The organism is Sphingopyxis sp. JAI128 (assembly GCF_014207235.1).
In the GTDB taxonomy this organism is placed as follows: domain Bacteria; phylum Pseudomonadota; class Alphaproteobacteria; order Sphingomonadales; family Sphingomonadaceae; genus Sphingopyxis.
Window position 1 is genome coordinate 423,897 of the sequence record NZ_JACHDA010000001.1, and the last position, 18,811, is coordinate 442,707.

13 protein-coding genes are annotated in these 18,811 nt (G+C 66.7%); 8 read left to right on the forward strand and 5 right to left on the reverse strand.

Annotation, left to right across the window (positions count from 1 at the left end; genetic code table 11):
* The first annotated feature begins 175 nt into the window (after positions 1-175).
* The 3 genes from moaC to lexA all read left to right on the forward strand — a co-directional run bounded on the left by moaC (position 176) and on the right by lexA (position 2,585).
* Complete coding sequence (gene moaC, locus HDC35_RS02070; RefSeq protein WP_184643193.1) at positions 176-649, forward strand: cyclic pyranopterin monophosphate synthase MoaC; 474 nt, start codon at positions 176-178, stop codon at positions 647-649.
* Positions 646-1,836, forward strand: a complete 1,191-nt coding sequence (gene glp, locus HDC35_RS02075) for a gephyrin-like molybdotransferase Glp (RefSeq protein ID WP_184643194.1) — start codon at positions 646-648, stop codon at positions 1,834-1,836. The genes moaC and glp overlap by 4 nt, the downstream gene beginning before the upstream one ends.
* Positions 1,837-1,901: 65 nt before the next feature.
* A complete protein-coding gene (lexA, locus tag HDC35_RS02080) occupies positions 1,902-2,585 on the forward strand; it encodes a transcriptional repressor LexA (protein WP_184643195.1) in 684 nt (227 codons plus the stop codon).
* On the opposite strand, the gene HDC35_RS02085 is transcribed toward lexA, so the two are convergent.
* On the reverse strand, positions 2,539-4,698 hold the full coding sequence (locus HDC35_RS02085) for a ComEC/Rec2 family competence protein (RefSeq protein WP_184643196.1): 2,160 nt from the start codon (positions 4,696-4,698) through the stop codon (positions 2,539-2,541). The genes lexA and HDC35_RS02085 overlap by 47 nt on opposite strands.
* A gap of 56 nt (positions 4,699-4,754) precedes the next feature.
* Here HDC35_RS02085 and gltX point away from each other — a divergent pair, with 56 nt between their 5' ends.
* Together gltX and HDC35_RS02095 are read left to right on the forward strand one after the other, a co-directional pair.
* The gene (gltX, locus tag HDC35_RS02090; RefSeq protein WP_184643197.1) at positions 4,755-6,212 is read left to right on the forward strand and encodes a glutamate--tRNA ligase; all 1,458 of its coding nucleotides are present in this window, start codon (positions 4,755-4,757) and stop codon (positions 6,210-6,212) included.
* 39 nt (positions 6,213-6,251) lie between these two features.
* Positions 6,252-7,535, forward strand: coding sequence for a citrate synthase (locus tag HDC35_RS02095; RefSeq protein ID WP_184643199.1), 1,284 nt, complete (start codon positions 6,252-6,254; stop codon positions 7,533-7,535).
* Positions 7,536-7,797: 262 nt separating this feature from the next.
* On the opposite strand, the gene HDC35_RS02100 is transcribed toward HDC35_RS02095, so the two are convergent.
* From HDC35_RS02100 to HDC35_RS02110, 3 genes are read right to left on the reverse strand one after another with little or no spacing between them, the layout of a single operon-like run.
* Positions 7,798-9,180, reverse strand: coding sequence for a sensor histidine kinase KdpD (locus tag HDC35_RS02100; protein WP_184643201.1), 1,383 nt, complete (start codon positions 9,178-9,180; stop codon positions 7,798-7,800).
* Positions 9,177-10,109 (reverse strand): hypothetical protein, encoded by a 933-nt coding sequence (locus HDC35_RS02105; protein ID WP_184643203.1) that lies wholly within the window; start codon positions 10,107-10,109, stop codon positions 9,177-9,179. The genes HDC35_RS02100 and HDC35_RS02105 overlap by 4 nt, the downstream gene beginning before the upstream one ends.
* Positions 10,110-10,167: 58 nt before the next feature.
* Positions 10,168-11,448 carry a hypothetical protein gene (locus HDC35_RS02110; RefSeq protein WP_260397437.1) on the reverse strand — a complete coding sequence of 427 codons (1,281 nt, stop codon included), beginning with the start codon at positions 11,446-11,448 and terminating at the stop codon, positions 10,168-10,170.
* A gap of 294 nt (positions 11,449-11,742) precedes the next feature.
* Here HDC35_RS02110 and gyrA point away from each other — a divergent pair, with 294 nt between their 5' ends.
* The 3 genes from gyrA (at position 11,743) to HDC35_RS02125 (ending at position 17,090) form a co-directional block, all read left to right on the forward strand.
* Positions 11,743-14,463 (forward strand): DNA gyrase subunit A, encoded by a 2,721-nt coding sequence (gene gyrA, locus HDC35_RS02115; RefSeq protein ID WP_184643934.1) that lies wholly within the window; start codon positions 11,743-11,745, stop codon positions 14,461-14,463.
* On the forward strand, positions 14,460-14,786 hold the full coding sequence (locus HDC35_RS02120) for a DUF952 domain-containing protein (RefSeq protein WP_184643205.1): 327 nt from the start codon (positions 14,460-14,462) through the stop codon (positions 14,784-14,786). Before gyrA ends, HDC35_RS02120 begins: the two co-directional genes overlap by 4 nt.
* 234 nt (positions 14,787-15,020) lie before the next feature.
* The gene (locus HDC35_RS02125) at positions 15,021-17,090 is read left to right on the forward strand and encodes an amidohydrolase family protein (RefSeq protein ID WP_184643207.1); all 2,070 of its coding nucleotides are present in this window, start codon (positions 15,021-15,023) and stop codon (positions 17,088-17,090) included.
* A gap of 619 nt (positions 17,091-17,709) precedes the next feature.
* Here the strand turns inward: HDC35_RS02125 and HDC35_RS02130 are convergent.
* The gene (locus HDC35_RS02130) at positions 17,710-18,801 is read right to left on the reverse strand and encodes a non-reducing end alpha-L-arabinofuranosidase family hydrolase (protein WP_260397438.1); all 1,092 of its coding nucleotides are present in this window, start codon (positions 18,799-18,801) and stop codon (positions 17,710-17,712) included.
* Positions 18,802-18,811: the final 10 nt, after the last annotated feature.

Genomic DNA, 18,811 nt, shown 5'->3' on the forward strand with positions numbered 1-18,811 from the left:
CCGCCGCGCAGCGGTGGCGGAGGGGCCGCGAGCTCGCGCGATCGGCCCCTCCGTCAGCCCTTCGTGATGCCACCTCCCCAATGCTGCGCCACAGGGAAGATCGAACGGCAGCTTCCGGTCACCGAACCACCATCCCCCTTGCCTTTCCCGCCCCGCATTGCTTCCCTGCCCGCGCATGACATTCAAACCGACTCACCTCGACGAAACCGGCGCCGCACATATGGTCGATGTCGGCGCCAAACCCGCGACGCAGCGCCGCGCGGTCGCCGCCGGCCGCATCATCATGTCGCCCGAAGCGCTCGACGCGATCCGCAGCGGCAATGCGCCCAAGGGCGACGTCCTTTCGACCGCACGCATTGCGGGCATCATGGGCGCCAAGCGTACCGCCGACCTCATCCCGCTCTGTCACCCGCTCGCGCTGACCAAGGTCAGCGTCGACTTTACCTGGGAAGACAATGGCATATCGGTCGAGGCCGTCGCGCAGACGACGGGGCAGACCGGGGTAGAGATGGAGGCACTCACCGCCGCCTCGGTCGCGCTCCTCACCCTCTATGACATGGCGAAAGCGCTCGACCGCGCGATGATCCTTGGCGACATCCGCCTCCTCGAAAAGAGCGGCGGGCGCTCGGGCGACTGGCGCGCCCAATGAACGGCCTGCTGCCGGTCGAGGACGCGCAGGCGCGGCTGCTTGCGCTTCGCCAACCGCTTGGAAGCGAGAATATCGCCTTTTCCGAATCGCTTGGCCGTCATCTTTCGCGCGATCTCGTCGCGCTGCGCGACCAGCCCGCCGCGCCTCTCTCCGCAATGGACGGTTATGCGATCCGCTTCGACGACCTGCCCGGCCCGTGGACGGTTACCGGCGAAAGCGCCGCCGGCGCGGCGCCCGACCGCAGCGTGGGACCCGGCGAGGCGATGCGTATCTTCACCGGCGCGCTGCTTCCCCCCGGCGCCGACACGGTTGTCGTTCAGGAGGATGTCGCGCGCGAGGGCGACAGGGTGACGCTGACGCGGGATGCCCCCGGCGCGCGCGGCCGCCACATCCGGGCCTGCGCGGCCGATTTCGCCGCCGGCGACCGCCTTCTCGCCGCGGGCACGCGCCTGACGCCCGGTGCCATCGCCGCCGCGGCGATGAGCGGTGCGGGCGAACTTGCCGTCGGGCGCCGGCCGCGCGTCGCGATCGTCACGACCGGCGACGAACTTGTGCCGCCCGGGCACCCGCTCGCACCCGGCCAGATCCCCGAGAGCAACGGCGCCATGCTCGCAGCGATACTCGCGGGCGAGGCCGAAGCGCCGGTCCTCGCGCATCACCTTCCCGACGATCGCGCAAAACTTGCCAGCGCATTCAAGGAGTTGGCGCGACGTCACGACGTCATCGTCACCGTCGGCGGCGCCTCGGTCGGCGATCACGACCATGTCCGCGGTGCGCTGGACGATGCCGGCGGGCGGCTCGATTTCTGGAAGATCGCGATGAAGCCCGGCAAGCCGCTGATCGCCGGCACGCTCGGCCACGCGGTGCTGCTCGGCCTGCCCGGCAACCCCTCGTCGGCGTTCGTCACCGCGACCCTGTTCCTGCTGCCGCTCGTCCGCCATCTCGGGGGGGCAAGCGGTCCTTTACCCCCCGTACACCAAGCCCCCCTCGCCTCGCCGCTCGACGCAGGCGGGACGCGCCGCGACTATCTCCGCGCGCGCTTGGAAAATGGCAGGCTGGTGCCGATGATCGGGCAGGAGAGCGGACGCACCCTTCCGCTGGCCTCGGCCAACGCCCTCTTGATCCGCGATATCGGGGCCTCCGCGCGCGATCGTGGCGAAATGGCGGATTATATCGTCGTCGCTTGACAAGTTCCGCTTTGTTCCACTATCGTTCTCTCTATGTCCGGTAATGGCATCATGGAGAATGACCGATGTTGACCGCAAAGCAGCATGAACTGCTCCACTTCATCCAGCAAAAGCTTGACGCCAGCGGCATCTCGCCCTCGTTCGAAGAGATGAAGGAGGCGCTGGGGCTCAAGTCGAAATCGGGCATACATCGCCTGATAAGCGCCTTGGAAGAAAGGGGTTTTCTCCGCCGCCTGCCCAATCGTGCCCGCGCGCTGGAAGTGCTGAAGCTGCCCGACGCGGCGAAGCCCGCCGTGCGCAATGATCGCGACAATGTGGTCCCGCTCCGCAAGCCCGAGCCGGCACTGAAGCCGATCGCCGCGAACGACGTCATCGAAATCCCGCTGCACGGCAAGATCGCGGCGGGTGTCCCGATCGAGGCGTTCGAGGATCACAACAATCTCGCCGTCCCCGCCGCCTTGCTCGGCTCGGGCGAACATTATGCGCTCGAAGTGTCGGGCGACTCGATGGTCGAGGCGGGCATTTTCGACGGCGACTATGCGTTGATTCAGAAAGCAAACACCGCACGCGAGGGCGATATTGTCGTCGCGCTCGTCGACGGGCAGGACGCGACGCTCAAATATTTCCGCCGCGAAGGCCCGATGATCCGGCTCGATCCCGCCAACAGCGCCTATGAACCGCAACGATATCCCGCCGAGCGCGTCATCGTGCAAGGTCGGCTGTCGGGACTGCTTCGTCGTTACCACTAAGCTGCTGCGGCAATCGCCACGGATGCTCGTCGCCCGCGCGCTTTGCGGAGACGGCGTCGGGCGCTTCGCCCAGATAAATTGCCAGTCCGCCCGTTTCGGCCAGGCTGTCGCGGTCGATCGTCATCCAACGCCCCACGCATTCGCGCGGTAGCCAGCGGTCGCTGATCACGACATCGGCGGCAGCGCAGGCGGCGGCCATCTCGGCGCCCTCGATCCGGTCGCGCCCGTGCGATGCCAGGATGACGCGCCGCGTTCCGCCCTCGCCCTGCGTCCAGCGGCAGAAATCGCGGTTGCATTCGACGTGGTCGAGTTCGGCGAGCGCGAGGAGCGGCGCATCGACCCCGGCCGCTTCGGCGACCATGCCGCGAACATAATCGCCCGCGCGGCCGCGAAGCAGCGCATAGCCGCCGTCGGGCAGCGCGGCGGCGATATGGCGCCCGTCGCCGGTGACGAGCAAGTCGGGACGCGGCGCGGACAGTAGCGCCGCCATGCCGATTGCCAGCGGCACCGTGCCGGCGGCGCGCCAGCGCGTCTGCCATAACAATATCCACAACCCGCCGGATATCGCGAGGGCAAAACCCCACGGCGGAAAACTCGGCATCGTCGCGACCGCGCCGGGCGCGTCGGCGACGCCATGCGCCAGCACGATCAGCGCGCGCAGCGCCTGCTCGGCCACCCACCAGAAGGGCGCGCCGAGCCCGACGCTGTCGAACCCCAGCGCCAGCGCCTCGGCGGGCATGATGACAAAGGTGGTCAGCGGGATCGCGACGACGTTGGCGAGCGCGCCGTAGAGCCCCGCCTTGTGAAAATGGAACAGCGCGATCGGCGCCAGCGCGACCTCTACGACCAGCCCGGTGATCAGCAGCCCGACGACGCCCCGGCCCAGCCGGAACAACCGAGGCTCCTCGCGACGCGCCAGAAAGGCCCGCATCGGGCCACTTTCATGCAGCGCGATGATCGCGGTGACCGCAGCAAAACTCAGCTGGAAGCTCGGGCCCGTCAGCGATTCGGGACGCCAGATCAGCACGATCAAAGCCCCCGCCGCAACGAGCCGCAAGGTCAGCGCCTCGCGCCCCATCAGGAACGCCACCAGCACCAGCAGCGCCGCGATGAACGAGCGCAGCGTCGGCACCTCGGCCCCCGCGAGCAATGTGTACCCGCCGCCGGCAAGCGCGCCCGCCGCCGCCGCAAGCGGCAGCACATAGCCAGCAAGCGCGAGCCGCCGGCTCAGCGCGAACAGCCGCAGCGTCAGCAGCATCGCAAAACCGACCACCGCGGTGACGTGCAGCCCGCTGATCGACAGCAGATGCGCCAGCCCGCTGCGGCGCATTGCTTCCGCATCTGCGTCGCTGATCGCGCCGCGATCGCCCGTGACCAGCGCCGCCGCTATGCCACCCGCCGATCCGTCGACCTGCTCATGGATATGCGCGCTCAGGCGCGCGCGCAGCGGCGGCGCCGCGCCGGCGCGGCCTGGCGCGCGCGAAACCTCGCCCAGCACTGTTCCGACCGCCCCGATGCGGTCGAACCAGGCGCGCTGCGCGAAATCATAGCCGCCGGGCAGGCTCGCCGTCGGCGGCGGCATCAACCGCGCGCGCACTCCGATCGTTTCACCGTCGCCGAGGTCGCCGGCCTGTTCGCTCCGCAAGGTCAGCCGAATTCGCGGCGGCAGGTCGGCGCGGCGCAGCGGCTGTGCCAAAATCCGTACCTGCCCCCTCGCCGGCAGCGGTTCGACACGTTCGACCGTCGCGGAAAATTGCGTCGTAACGGGCGCGCCAAGCACCGGCGCTGCGACCCACAGCGCGCGCGCCCAGATGAGCAGCAGTCCCGCCGCCATCGCACCGCATCCGACCATAACCGCCCGTCCGAACCGGCTTTGCCAGCCGATCAACAGACCCGCGAACAGGCCGGCCGCCATCAGCAACAGCGCGCCGATCCAGTGCATCTCGGCGGGCAGCGCAAACCATATCGCGATGCCCGCCCCGAAAGCGACGGGCAGCCACAGCCCGATCCGCTCGCGCTCGGTCTCCAGCCGCGCTTCGATGCTGCGCGACAGCCCGCGCCACATCATTGCGCGGCGCGCGGCAATGGGCGTTTGAAGCGGACTTGTCGCCATGCTAGGGGCACCCCCGATCCCCGTCCAACAGGGCGGCAAAGTGAGTGAAAGAGGCCATGGTGGCAATCGAAAACCAAACCAATGTGGCAGAAGCGACCGGCGCCGCCGTCGTCACCCGTTTCGCCCCGTCGCCGACCGGCTATTTGCACATCGGCGGCGCGCGCACTGCGCTGTTCAACTGGCTGTTCGCGCGCCACCACGGCGGCAAATTCCTGCTGCGGATCGAGGATACCGACCGCGCGCGCTCGACCGATGCCGCGATCGACGCAATTCTCGACGGGATGCAGTGGCTCGACCTCGATTGGGATGGCGAGACCGTCTATCAGTTCGCGCGCGCGCCGCGCCATGCCGAGGTCGCGCACGAACTGCTCGCCAAGGGCGACGCCTATCGCTGTTACCTCACGCAGGACGAACTCGCCGCGATGCGCGCCGAAGCGCAGGAAAAGCGCCAGCCCTTCCGCGTGCGCAGCCCGTGGCGCGACCGCGACGACGGCGACCCGTCGGCGCCGCACGTATTACGCCTGCGCGCGCCGCAAGACGGCGAGGTCACCATCGCCGACAAGGTTCAGGGCGACGTTACCGTCCAGAACGGCGAGCTTGACGATTTCGTGCTGCTCCGTAGCGACGGCACGCCCACCTATATGCTCAGCGTCGTCGTCGACGACAACGACATGGGCGTCACGCATGTCATCCGCGGCGACGACCATCTCAACAACGCCTTCCGCCAGCTTGCGCTCATCCGCGCAATGGACTGGCGCGAGCCCGTCTACGCGCATGTGCCGCTGATCCACGGCGCCGACGGCGCGAAGCTGTCGAAACGCCACGGCGCGCTGGGTGTCGATGCCTATCGCGACGAGATGGGCTATCTGCCCGAAGCAGTGAACAATTACCTCCTCCGCCTCGGCTGGGGACACGGCGACGACGAGATTATCAGCCGCGAACAGGCGACCGAGTGGTTCGATCTCGACCATGTCGGCCGCTCGCCCTCGCGCTTCGATTTCAAGAAGCTCGAAAATCTCAACGGGCATTATCTGCGCGAAGCCGATGACGCGCGCCTCGCCGCGCTTGCCGCCCCGCGCGTCGAAAAGCGCGTCGGCCGCGCGCTGGGCGACGCCGACCGCGATTTGCTGACGCGCGCGATGGAGTCGCTGAAACCGCGTGCCAAGACGCTGGACGAGATTGCCGACGGCGCGTTTTTCCTGTTCCAGGGCGACCCGTTGCCGATGGACGAAAAGGCCGCCGAGGTGCTAAAGGCCTCGCCCGAAGGCCTGCTCGCCGCGGTGACAGCGCGGCTGCGCGGGCTGGACGATTGGACGACAGAAGAGCTGGATGCCGCCGTGCGCGCCGAAGCCGAAGCCGCCGAACTGGGGCTCGGTAAACTCGCGCAGCCATTGCGTGCGGCGCTAACCGGCCGAACCGTTTCCCCGGGAATTTTCGACGTGCTGCTGTTGCTCGGACGCGATGTGAGTCTGGCGCGACTTGACGCAGCGCAACATTATCCGGCAGGGGCGTAGCCACTCACTCTCCCCGCCGTCAGAACAGGGAAAAAATATATGACCGACACCGCGAAAATCACGCTGGGCGACCAGACCGTCGACAGCCCTGTCCTGTCGGGCACCGTCGGCCCCGAAGTGGTCGATATCCGCAAATTCTACGCCCAGACGGGCGCCTTCACCTACGACCCGGGCTTCACCTCGACCGCGAGCTGCGAATCGCAGATCACCTATATCGACGGCGATGAAGGCGTGTTGCTCCACCGCGGCTATGCGATCGGCGACCTCGCCGAAAATTCGAGCTTCATGGAGGTCTGCTACCTCCTCCTCAATGGCGAGCTACCGAACGCCGACGAACTGGCGAAATTCGACAACACCATCACGCGCCACACGATGCTGCACGAACAGCTCGCGACCTTCTATCGCGGTTTCCGCCGCGACGCGCACCCGATGGCGGTGATGTGCGGCGTCGTCGGCGCCTTGAGCGCCTTCTATCACGACTCGACCGAGATCCACGATCCGCACCAGCGCATGATCGCCAGCCACCGGCTGATCGCGAAAATGCCGACGATCGCGGCAATGGCGTATAAATATTCGGTCGGCCAGCCCTTCGTCTATCCCGACAACAAGCTCAGCTACACCGGCAATTTCCTGCGCATGACCTTCGGCGTCCCCGCCGAGGAATATGAGGTCGTTCCTGCCGTCGAACGCGCACTCGACCGCATCTTCATCCTCCACGCCGATCACGAACAGAATGCGTCGACCTCGACCGTCCGCCTCGCGGGTTCGTCGGGCGCGAACCCCTTTGCGTGCATCGCGGCGGGTATCGCCTGCCTGTGGGGCCCCGCGCACGGCGGCGCGAACGAGGCTGCGCTCAACATGCTGCGCGAAATCGGCCGTCCCGAACGCATCCCCGAATATATCGCACGCGCAAAGGACAAGGACGATCCGTTCCGCCTGATGGGCTTCGGCCACCGCGTGTACAAGAATTACGACCCGCGCGCGACCGTGATGCAGAAGACGGTGCGCGAAGTGTTCGACGCGCTGAAGGTCAACGACCCGGTCTTCGAGGTCGCGCTGCAGCTCGAGGAAATGGCGCTGAGCGATCCCTATTTCATCGAAAAGAAGCTGTTCCCCAACGTCGACTTCTATTCGGGCGTGATCCTGTCAGCGATCGGTTTCCCGACGACGATGTTCACCGCGCTCTTCGCGCTCGCGCGCACCGTCGGCTGGGTCGCGCAGTGGAATGAAATGATCTCCGACCCCGCGCAGAAAATCGGCCGCCCGCGCCAGCTCTACACCGGCCCGACGCACCGCCCGTTCGTCCCGGTCGACCAGCGCTGAACGCGGCGCAAGGAAACAGGAAAGGGGCCGTTTCGCGGCCCCTTTCTCTTTGCGCAGACGGCGGCCGTTCAGGTGGGGCAGGTTCGATCGAAGACGATCCTTAATCCTCGCTGTGTCGAAGCCATGGGGAGGTGGCAGCGCGAAGCGCTGACGGAGGGGCTTTAACGAGACCCCTCCACCCCTGGTCCCCCTCCCCATCGCTTCGCGACAGGGAAGATATTAGTGTCCGCTCACCACTCCAAAGCCGCCTTCTCCTCCGCGCTCAATCCCGCGCAGGCAAACTCAGCGTAAACCTCGCACCCTGCCCCGGCGCGCTCTCGACGGTCAGGTCGCCCTCCATCGCGCGCGCCAGCCGCCGCGCGATATAGAGGCCCAGCCCCGAACCGCCGCTGTCGGTGCGGCCGAGCCGCTCGAATTTCTCGAACACGACCGCCTGCTGGTCGGCATCGATCCCCTGCCCCTGGTCGGCGACGGTGATCATCGCACGGTCGTCGGCGCGATCGACGCGGATCCATATCTGCGAATTTTCCGGCGAATAGCGGATCGCATTGCCGAGCAGGTTGAGCAGCACCTGCAGCACGCGGCGAAACTCGCCGGTCGCGGGCATCTTGTCGTCGACCCGGGGCGCGTCGATCCGAATCCCCTTTTCCTCGGCCTTCATGCCGAGCAGGCCGACCGCGCGCCGCGCCAGATCGCCCAGGTCGATTTCGTCGGCCGCCGCCTTAAACCCCGGCCGCTCGATATTCTGGAGGTCGGCCAGATCGTCGACCAGCCCCAAAAGATGCCGCCCGGCATGCGCGATATCGCCGGCATAGCGGGCGTAATCGGCGCGGATCGGCCCGTCGAACTGCCCTGAAATCGTCTCGGCCGTCGCGATGATGCGGCTCAGCGGCCCGCGCAGCGCGCCGTCGATACGCCGACCGAACTGCGGATCGGACAGCGGCAACGATCCGAACGCTGGATCGGTCAGCACCGCGCCCGGAAGCGGCGCCGCCTGCGCCTGCGCCTGCGGCTCGGCGAGCTCCGCCGACCCGCGAAAGCCGACAAACACGCCCGCCGCATCGAACTGCGGTTCGCCCGTCAGCGTCATGGCGATACGCCCCGCCGGACCGTCGGCCTGTACACGCTGGCCGTCGAAGCGCGATTGGCGCCCCAGCGCGCGCAGCACCGGGAAGCGCCCGTCTTCGTCGGGTTGCAGTTCGAACAATTCGGACAGCGACCGTCCCTCCCAGCCGGCCGGGACGGACGGCGCATCGGATGCCGCGCGCAACGCGACGACGCGCAATTGCTGGTCGCACTCCCACGTCCAGCCCTGCCGGGTCAACGCGCTGTCGGCGATGACGGGTATCTGCGGGTGGATCGTCGGGCCGGTTCGCCAGTCGCTAATCTCGAGGCTGGCGCCGTCGGCATCGGGTGCGATACGGACGAGCGCGTGGATGTTACTATGATCGTCGGCCGTGTACATGGGCCGGCTGATGTCGCGGTGCAGCCGCTGCGCCAGCGCGACCAGCCGGGCCAGATGCGGCAGCGCCAGCGGCTTGCCGAGCCCCGAACCCGCCCGCTGCTGCAGGCGGAGCAAGGGCGTATCGGCGCTGACCAGCACGCCCGACCGGTCGATCCGGCCCCGGATGATGCGTTCGTTCATCGCCCGTCCTGCCCGGATGGCGCGGGGCCGTCGTGATCGTCGTCGCCGCCGTCGGCTACGGCACGCGAGGGCAGCATCACCAGCGAGGCTTCGAGCGGCGCGAGCGCCATAGGGTCGAGCTGCAGCGGCGCCAGAAGCGACGGCAGCGCCGCGGCTTGCGCCGTCAGCAGCGACAGCGCCATGTCGCCATAGCTCCGGCGGTGCGCCGCGGCCGCTAGCGCGATCAGCACCGGCCAATTGTGCCGCGCGATAGCGTCCGCCGCCACCTGTGGCACCCTGTCGCCCAATATCGCGTGATAGGCGTTCGCCGCGTCGGCGATGCCCGGCTCTTCGGCCTGCCGGTCAACGAGAGCCCGCACCGCGTCGCCAAGCTGCGCGGCACGGCCCGTATCCCGGCTGATCTCGGCCAGCCGCCACGCCGCGATGTCGATCAACAGCGCACGAAAAAGCTCGGCGTCGAGGTCGCCCACCGCGAGCGCGGGGTTGCCCAGCGCGTCGAACCGGCGCCGATCGGCGATCTGGAGCGCCAGATAGGCGCGGTCGACATCGGAAAGCGCCGTATCGACCCCTGGCGCATCGGTCGTCGCGTCGTCGGGATGGACCGGCGCCGGCGATACGTTCCGGTGCGCCGATTGCTCGCGCCAGCGATGTTCCTCCGCGCGTGCGAAACAATGGTCGACCAGCCGCTCGGCGCCCGGCACGCCGCCGCGCAGCCAATCGGCCCACAGCGCATTGGCGTCGATGGCGGGGTCGAGCCGGGCCGCGACGTCGGCGACCAGTCGCCGGGCGATACCCAGCGACAGCGCGCGCTGCTCCTCGGTCAGCCTGCCGGCGGCGGGCGCGGCCAGATAATCCGCCAGCTCGCGCAGGCGCGCCGACAGCGTCGACGACGGCGGATCGATGCCGGGAGAGGAGACGGATTCAATCATGCGCATCGGCCAATAACAGCATAGCGTTAAAAGGCGTTAAACCTTCGAGAGCTTTGTTTTACCGCGCTTCGGGGCGCGTCGCGAGCCGCAGCCAGAGCAGAATCTGCAGCAAGGCGAGCAGCGGCAGGATCGCGAACATCAACGGCGCAAAGCCGAAGACAAGCGCGGGCGCGAGCATGATCCACGCCTGATCGGCGTCGGGAAGCAACCAGTGGAAACGCCGCCGGTCGCCCGAATCTTCGTACAGCCATCGCGCCAGCAGGATGGCCGCGGCCAGGCACGGTGCCAGCGCGGCCTCGGAAAAGGGCGGCATCCGATGGTCCGGCCCCGCCAGCGACAGCAACCAGGGAAAGATCGCCAGCAGCACCCAGGCGAAGGTGCGGATGACGTCGCGCGTCCGGTCCTGCGCGGCGCTTTCGGCGCGAAAGGCCGACAGAAAGCGCATCGCGGCCAGTGCGAAGCCACCGAGGATCGCGACAAGCGCGCCCGCCGCCGCCAGCCCGCTGGCCGCGAGCAGCGCAACGATGACCCACAATAGAGCGGCAATATAGGGCAGGTAGCGGGCGGTCGTCGGCGACTTGACGAGCAGCGGCCCCGCCAGCCGGATCAACGGCATCATGATCGCCGAACGGCCGAGCCCCATACCGCCATATTCGACCTGTTGCAGGCTCGATTGCTCGATCAGCGCCGCGGTCGGGCGATCGGCAACGATCGCGATCTCGCCCTGTTCGAACAGCGCCGGCTCGCAGTAGAGCCGGCGCGCGCCCGACTGGACCGCGATCCGCAACAGCGTCAGCATCATGTCCCACTCGCCCGGCATCGCGGCGAGTTCGGCCGCCATCGCATCGGAAATACACGCCAGCCCGCCCCAGCGGCGCGTCGCATCGATCCGCTCGAACCCCTGCGTCAGCATCGTGTCGCCGGTAACGAGGATCGCGGGCGATCCGGGCTTGGCGATCGCAGCATAATGCGTCCCGCCTGCGCGCAGGCCGTCGGCGACAAGGATGATCCGGTCGTCGCCCTCGACCAGCCCCATCAGGTCGGCGGCGGAGCGCACCGGCGTCACCTTGACCCTGCGGCGGCGGATGCGGTCGCAGGTTGCGAGCAGATCGGCGGGAACCGCGCCGACGGCCACGGCGATGTGGGTCACGCCGACATCGGCGAGCCGCGCCGCCTGCCGCTCGATCAGCGTCTCGCCCGCGACGGTCACCAGCGCGCGCAGCCCGCCGTCGGGCAGGACTTCGCTGGCACCGACCAGCGCAATCAGCGCCACCGGCGCCCCCCAGGCAGGCTGTTGGTCATCGCCGCGCAGCTTTAGGGGCAGAGCCGCGATTGGCAAGCCGCTTCCATGCGCTTTCACCCTGCTTTCCCGGGCAGGAGTCCGGGCGCACACGAGCGGTTTGGGATGATATCCGGACCATGCGCGCCCATCCAGCGGATTCACCGCCATGACGCCATTGCAACCTGCGGAAAAGACGTCTCTTTTCCCACTCCCTCCGCCCTGCCCGACCGGACAAAAAGATCTGCCCGAAAGCGACCGAATCGCTGGCCTTTCCCGCCCCCATGGGCTAGGCCCGAGGCTGCTCCCGATAAGCAGAAAAAAGGCCGGGTCTTGACCGAAGAAAATACGCCTATGCAGCCGTCCGAGGACGGCGTTTCGCCGATCAACATCGTCGACGAAATGAAGACATCCTACCTCGATTACGCGATGAGCGTGATCGTCAGCCGCGCGCTCCCCGATGTGCGCGATGGCCTGAAACCCGTGCATCGCCGTATCCTCTATGCGGCGCAGGAAGGCGGGTTCGTCCCCGGCCGCCCGTACAAGAAATCGGCGAAGATCGTCGGTGACGTCATGGGTAACTACCACCCGCACGGCGACAGCGCGATCTACGACGCGCTCGCGCGCATGACGCAGGACTGGTCGCTGCGCGTGCCCTTGATCGACGGCCAAGGCAATTTCGGCTCGATGGATCCCGATCCGCCGGCGTCGATGCGCTACACCGAGGCGCGCCTTGCCAAGACCGCGATGGTGTTGCTGAACGATCTCGACAAAGACACCGTCGATTTCCAGCCCAATTATGACGCGAGCCGCGAAGAACCGACCGTGCTCCCGGCGCGTTTCCCCAACCTGCTCGTCAACGGCGCGGGCGGCATCGCGGTCGGCATGGCGACCAACATCCCGCCGCACAATCTCGGCGAAGTCGTCGACGCGACGCTCGCGATGATCGACCGCCAGCTCGACGGCGGCCCGGCGATCACGCTCGAAGAGCTGATGGCGATCGTCCCCGGCCCCGATTTCCCGACCGGCGCGATGATGCTCGGCCAAGGCGGCGCACGCAACGCCTACGCCACCGGCCGCGGTTCGATCATGATGCGCTCGACGCATATCATCGAAGAAGGCAGGAACGACCGTCAAACGATTGTTTTGACGTCCATTCCTTTTCAGGTTGGCAAGTCCGGCCTCGTCGAGAAGATCGCCGAGGCGGCGCGCGACAAGCGCATCGAGGGCGTTGCCGACATCCGCGACGAATCGAACCGCGAGGGCGTTCGCGTCGTCATCGAGCTGAAGCGCGACGCGACCGCCGAGGTCGTCCTCAACCAGCTCTGGCGCCACACCCCGGCGCAGTCGAGCTTCCCCGCGAACATGCTCGCGATCCGTGGCGGTCGCCCCGAGATGCTCGGGCTGAAGGACATCCTCACCGCCTTCATCGCCTTCCGCGAGGAAGTGATCACGCGCCGCTGCAAGTTCGAGCTCGCGAAGGCGCGCGACCGCGCGCATATCTTGCTCGGCCTTGTCGTCGCGGTCAGCAATCTCGACGAAGTCGTCCGTATCATTCGCGGCTCGAACTCGCCCGCCGCCGCGCGCGAGGCACTGCTTGCGCGCGAATGGCCGATCGGCGAGATCGCGCCCTACATCCGCCTCGTCGAAGCGATCGAGGGCGAGATGGAGGAGAGCGCAACCTATCGCCTGTCCGAAATCCAGGTAAAGGCGATCCTTGACCTCCGTCTCCACCGCCTCACGGCGCTCGGCCGCGACGAAATCGGCAAGGAACTCGGTGAGTTGGCAGCCGAGATTGAGGAACTGCTTTCGATTCTCGCCGACCGCGTCAAACTTTATGGCGTCATGCGCGAAGAGCTGGTTGCGGTGCGCGACGAATTTGCCACTCCCCGAAAGACGCTCGTCGCCCCCGCCGCCGATGGCATCGACGACGAGGATCTGATCGAGCGCGAGGAGATGGTCGTGACCGTCACCCTCGACGGCTATATCAAGCGTACCCCGCTCGACACATTCCGCGCCCAGCGCCGCGGCGGCAAGGGGCGCGCCGGCATGGCGACGAAGGACGAGGATGTCGTCACCGAGCTGTTCGTTACCTCCACCCACACCCCCGTCCTCTTCTTCTCGACCGCGGGCAAGGTCTACCGCATGAAAGTGTGGCGCCTGCCCGAAGGTGGGCCTGCGACGCGCGGGCGTCCGATGATCAACCTGCTTCCGCTCGCGCAGGGCGAGACGATCTCGACCGTGCTGCCGCTGCCCGAGGACGAGGGCGAATGGGGCAAGCTGCACGTCATGTTCGCCACCGCAAAGGGCAGCGTGCGCCGCAACAGCATGGACGCCTTCACCAACGTCCCCTCGAACGGCAAGATCGCGATGAAGTTTGAGGGCGAGGACGAGGACGACCGGCTGATCGGCGTCGCGCTGCTCGACCAAAGCGACGATGTGCTGCTCGCGACGCGCCAGGGCAAGGCGATCCGCTTCGCCGGCGACGACGTCCGTGAGTTCCAGAGCCGCAATTCGACCGGGGTGCGCGGGATGCGACTGGCGGGCGGCGACGAGGTGATCTCGCTCTCGATCCTCCACCGCGTCGGCACAACGATGGACGAACGCGAAGCCTATCTGCGCGCCGCGCCATGGAAGGACAATGAGAACGAACCGACGCTGCCGGGCGAACGCATGGCCGAACTCGCGGCGAGCGAGCAATTCATCCTCACCGTCTGCGCCAACGGCTATGGCAAGCTGTCGTCGGCCTATGAATATCGCCGCACCGGTCGCGGCGGCCAGGGGATCACCAACATCGACAATATCGGGCGCAACGGCCCCGTCGTCGCCAGCTTCCCCGCAACCAAGGCGCACCAGCTGATGCTCGTCACCGACCAGGCGAAGCTGATTCGCATGGGGCTCGATACGATGCGCGTCATCGGGCGCGGATCGGCGGGCGTACGCCTGTTCGACGTCGCAAAGGACGAGCATGTCGTCTCGGCGGCGCTGATCGAGGAAGGCGATGAGGAAGAGGGTGAAGGCGTGGAAGCCGAAGCGGCGGCCGAAACCCCCGCGACCGAGGCTCCTTCCGAATGACGACGCCCGCGTCGGCCTTGCCAGCCACGGCCTTCAAGGTGCTGACCGCCCAGCAATGGACCGATTTCGAGCGCGAACGCGTGTTCCGCGGCGCCCCGGTGGACATCGCCGACGGCTATATCCACCTGTCGACCGCCGGGCAGCTGGAGGCGACGATCGCCAAATATTTCGCCGGCCACACCGACCTGATGATCGCCGAGGTGGACCTTGTCCAGCTCGGCGACGCGGTCCGCTGGGAACCGGCGCGTGGTGGCGACCTCTTCCCGCATATCTACGCCGAACTGCCGATCCATGCGGTCGTGAGCCTGCAGAAGCGCAGCTGACGCCCTGCTCTCCTGATCTCGTCATGCTGAACTTGTGTCAGCGTCCGTGGCTGGATTTTTCATGCATTGCGGCGCCGAAGGAACCGGCAGACCATGGATGCTGAAACAGGGTCGCGAGGACGATGGAATAGGACCTGCGTTGAACGAACATTTCCGGCCATTGGTCGTATCTTGCTTCGCGCGCGCCAATCGCCCTACCATCGTTGCATTTTGCGACTGGGGAGATTTGACACGATGCGCTTGATTTTGATCGCCGCCCTGCTGGCGTCCGCCGCACCCGCCGCCGTCCACGCGCACGAAGCACCCGCTCCATCCACGGAAGCAAAACCCGTTGCCAAGGGCGAGCTGCTGAAGCCCCCCGCCGACGCGGCGCATTATGTCGTCGTGTCCGAAGCCGGCAAACATGGTGACCAGTGGCGTTGGCGGCTTCCCGACGGCCGCACCGCCTATCGCTGGTCGCAGGAATTGCGCGGCTGGATCACCGAGATGGACCAGGTCACGACCCTTGCCCCCGACGGCACGGTCGCGGCGCTCACCGTCCGCGGCGTCACCATGTCGGGCGACTCCGCCGAGGATTATCGCGTCGCTAACGGCCGCGCGACCTGGAAAACGGCGACCGATTCGGGCGAAGCGCCCGCGCGCGGCTGGTATATCCCGGCGGGCGGGGTAAGCATCGCGAACGCTCCTTTGATCGACGCGCTCGCCGCCGCCGGCGAGGCCGGGCTCGATTTCCTGCCCAGCGGCAAGGGCCGCATGACCTTCGGCCCGACGCAGGTGATCGAGGGCCCCGGCGGCCCCAAGACGGTCCAGCTCGCCTTTATCAGCGGCCTCCTGCCCTCGCCGCTCCCCGTCTGGCTCGATGAGAACAAGCGCCATTTTGCTGACAGCAGCTATATCTCGGTCATCCCTGCGGGCTATGAAGGCGCGCTCAAGCAGCTGCGCGACGCGCAGGAAAAGGCAACGGCCGATGCCGTTGCGGACGTCGCCAAACGCTTCCTGACTCCAGCGGCAAAGGCGCCCGTACTGTTCGACAATGTCCGGCTGTTCGACGCCGACAAGGGCGAATTCCTGCCCGCGCGCGCCGTGCTCGCACAGGACGGCAAGATCGCCGCCATCGGCGCCGCTGGCTCGCTCGAAGCGCCCGCAGGCGCGCGGCGAATCGACGGCAGCGGCAAGACGCTGGTTCCCGGTATCTGGGACAGCCACCTCCACATCGGCGACGATTGGGACGTGCTCGCCAACATGGCGAACGGCATCACCAGCTTCCGCAGCCCCGGTACCACCTTCGACCGCGCCGTCGATGCGACGAAGCGCCGCGCCGAAGGCAGTTTGCTGATGGGCGAACCCTTTATTTCGGTGATCGTCGACAAGAAGGATCCGCTCGCGGCGCAGGGCGCCGAAGTCGTCAGCAGCCCCGGCGAAGCCATCGCCGCGGTGCGCCGCGTCAAGGACGCGGGCCTGTGGGGCGTCAAATTCTATACCTCGATGAACCCGGCGTGGATCGCCCCCGCCGCCGCCGAGGCGCATAAGCTTGGCCTCCACGTCCACGGCCATGTCCCCGCGGGCATGAAGCCGAGCGAGGCGGTCGCGGCGGGTTATGACGAACTCACCCACCTCAATTTCGTCGTCATGGAATCGATGCCGCGCGAGGTGATCGACAAGGCGAACACGCGCCAGCGGATGGAAGGCCCGGCGCGCTTCTTCAAGGACGTCGATCTCGACGCGCCGCTGATGAAAGGCTTTGTCGCCAACCTCGCGAAAACACAGACCATCGTCGACCCGACCATCGTGATCTTCGAAGGCATGCTGACGCAGGACGGGGGCAAGCCGCATCCCGCCTATGCCCCCTATATGGGCATCATTTCCCCCGTCATCGAACGCTCGGCCTTCACCGCGGGGGGTTATCCGCTCGTCGAGGGTTATACGCGCGACGATTACCGCAAAAGCTATGCGAAGATGGTGGACCTCGTCGGCCGGCTGCACAAGGCGGGCGTGCCGATCGTCGCGGGCACCGATGGTTGGGGGATCGAACTGGTCCGCGAGCTCGAAATCTACCGCCAGGCGGGCTTCACGCCCGCCGAGGCGATCCAGAGCGCGACCATCCTCCCCGCGCGCATCGTCGGCGCCGACAAACGCACGGGCTCGATCGCGGTCGGCAAGGAAGCCGACATGGTCCTCGTCGACGGCGACCCCGCAACCGACCTTGGCGCGCTCCGCCGCGTCGTGACCGTGGTCAGCGACGGCTATGTCATGGACGCCGACGAGCTGCGCAAGGCGGCAGGATATGGCGGCCGGCCGAAGTAAAGCGCCGCTGGCTGATAAAACCCCACCTCGATCGCGGCCATCATGCCCGCGACCGCCTGGTCGATATTCGCCAGCGCACGGACGTCGTTATCAGCCTGAACGCGCCGCTCGCGGTTCTCGCGGTTGATCTGTGCCGCCTACGCCTGCGCATATCGGGCTGGACGAGCGAGACGGCGCGCGAGACCGAGAACGGCCGCCCGGTCGAGCGATGGCGGCGCCCGGTACCGATCTCTCGATCGCCGGCAGGTGGCGCGTCGGCGACAGGGTCACGCTCAGCCTACCCTCCCGGGCGACGTTCGGGCAGCGCGCTTGCACGATCAAGGTCCGGCTTTGGACAAGACGCCACCGCCAGTAGGCGCCCTGCACCTGCCCGCCGGATTGCGGCCGGTCGCCGGCAAGCCGCTGCACTTTGTCGCCGGTCTCGGCGCTCGAACGGTCGACTGCGCCTACGGGCCGACAGCGACGAGCGGTTCGCAGCCTATTCGGAAGCCGTTTGGCCATGGTCGCCGCGGCCTGCGTGATCGGGTTGCGGAAGGCAACGAAAACGGACTCGTCAGCCTGTAGATCGAGCGACCCGATAGCCGCATCCCCCTCGATCCGGCAGGAGACCGGCCCGGTCCTATTTGCGGCACATGTCCGTGATCGGATTTGATCCTTCGGCTGTCAGAAGGCCGAGTCGGTACGGAATCTGGATATATTCGGACGTGTGTACCGACGGGTCGTTGCCTTGGAACAGGAACTCAAGCGGCTTGCAGGGGTCGATGACTTGGGTCTGATCGGCCGTATCCCGGATCAGTTCGCCATGCGAAACGCCCTCGGACCAGATGTTCTCCACGTTGTCGGCATTCGCCATGACATTCTTGTCCGCCGTGCCCAGCGGCACCCAGGCGCCTTCCAGACCGTCGCTTTTCCATATCCGGAAATAGCGCCCCTTCGGACCGATCGCCTCAACGACCGTAAGATATGTATTGGTTCCTTTGACCCGATAATGGCTGCTTCCCTCGAATGCGTCATCACGGGGCTCGTCGATGACAATCACGGTATTGTGGAAGCCATTGGGGAATTGATCGATCGACGTCTCCGACCGCATGACATGGCCGTTATCGTCGGTGTTGAAGAGGTAGCACTTGGTGTCGTTGCAGATAATGTAGAAATCCAGCCAACCCGTCCCCGCCGGCGGCTTGATTATGTCCGGCCTGGCGGCAAAGAACGGGCGAGCGGGGCTCCATGACATCGGATCATCGATGTTGGTGGTCGTGGAATAATAGGGATCGCTGCCTTGGAATATCAGATACCAGAGCTTTTGCGGAGCAAAGTAGAATACTTCAGGCGCCGCGCGGTACCCAGGGCCTATCGGGGATTTGTCGAGGGGAATTATCGGCGCCCTCGATGCGGACGACCAATCGGCGAAGCTCGTGTAGGCGATGCCCCATCCCTTTGACCCGACCGTGGTCATAAAGAGATGGTATTTTCCGTTCGCAAATACGACGGATGGGTCCTTTACGCCGTAAACGGTTTGGGAAGGGTCAGCTTGCGGTGCGATCAGCGGAGCGCTTGATTTCCAGTAAAAGGTCCCATCGGGCGTCGCCAAGGATGACGGAGATAAGCCGGCAGGCGCCCCGCCGCCGGCGCATCCGGCCAGCATGGCAACGCTCGTCAGGCTCACCGACCATAGGCAGCGGGCGGCAAAAAATGCTTCTGGAATCTTCATTTTTCCTCCC

Bases quoted from the DNA above. Each gene is read 5' to 3' on its own strand.
- moaC (WP_184643193.1), top strand. From the start codon at position 176: ATGACATTCAAACCGACTCACCTCGACGAAACCGGCGCCGCACATATG.
- glp (WP_184643194.1), top strand. From the start codon at position 646: ATGAACGGCCTGCTGCCGGTCGAGGACGCGCAGGCGCGGCTGCTTGCG.
- lexA (WP_184643195.1), top strand. From the start codon at position 1,902: ATGTTGACCGCAAAGCAGCATGAACTGCTCCACTTCATCCAGCAAAAG.
- HDC35_RS02085 (WP_184643196.1), bottom strand. From the start codon at position 4,698: ATGGCGACAAGTCCGCTTCAAACGCCCATTGCCGCGCGCCGCGCAATG.
- gltX (WP_184643197.1), top strand. From the start codon at position 4,755: ATGGTGGCAATCGAAAACCAAACCAATGTGGCAGAAGCGACCGGCGCC.
- HDC35_RS02095 (WP_184643199.1), top strand. From the start codon at position 6,252: ATGACCGACACCGCGAAAATCACGCTGGGCGACCAGACCGTCGACAGC.
- HDC35_RS02100 (WP_184643201.1), bottom strand. From the start codon at position 9,180: ATGAACGAACGCATCATCCGGGGCCGGATCGACCGGTCGGGCGTGCTG.
- HDC35_RS02105 (WP_184643203.1), bottom strand. From the start codon at position 10,109: ATGATTGAATCCGTCTCCTCTCCCGGCATCGATCCGCCGTCGTCGACG.
- gyrA (WP_184643934.1), top strand. From the start codon at position 11,743: ATGCAGCCGTCCGAGGACGGCGTTTCGCCGATCAACATCGTCGACGAA.
- HDC35_RS02120 (WP_184643205.1), top strand. From the start codon at position 14,460: ATGACGACGCCCGCGTCGGCCTTGCCAGCCACGGCCTTCAAGGTGCTG.
- HDC35_RS02125 (WP_184643207.1), top strand. From the start codon at position 15,021: ATGCGCTTGATTTTGATCGCCGCCCTGCTGGCGTCCGCCGCACCCGCC.
- HDC35_RS02130 (WP_260397438.1), bottom strand. From the start codon at position 18,801: ATGAAGATTCCAGAAGCATTTTTTGCCGCCCGCTGCCTATGGTCGGTG.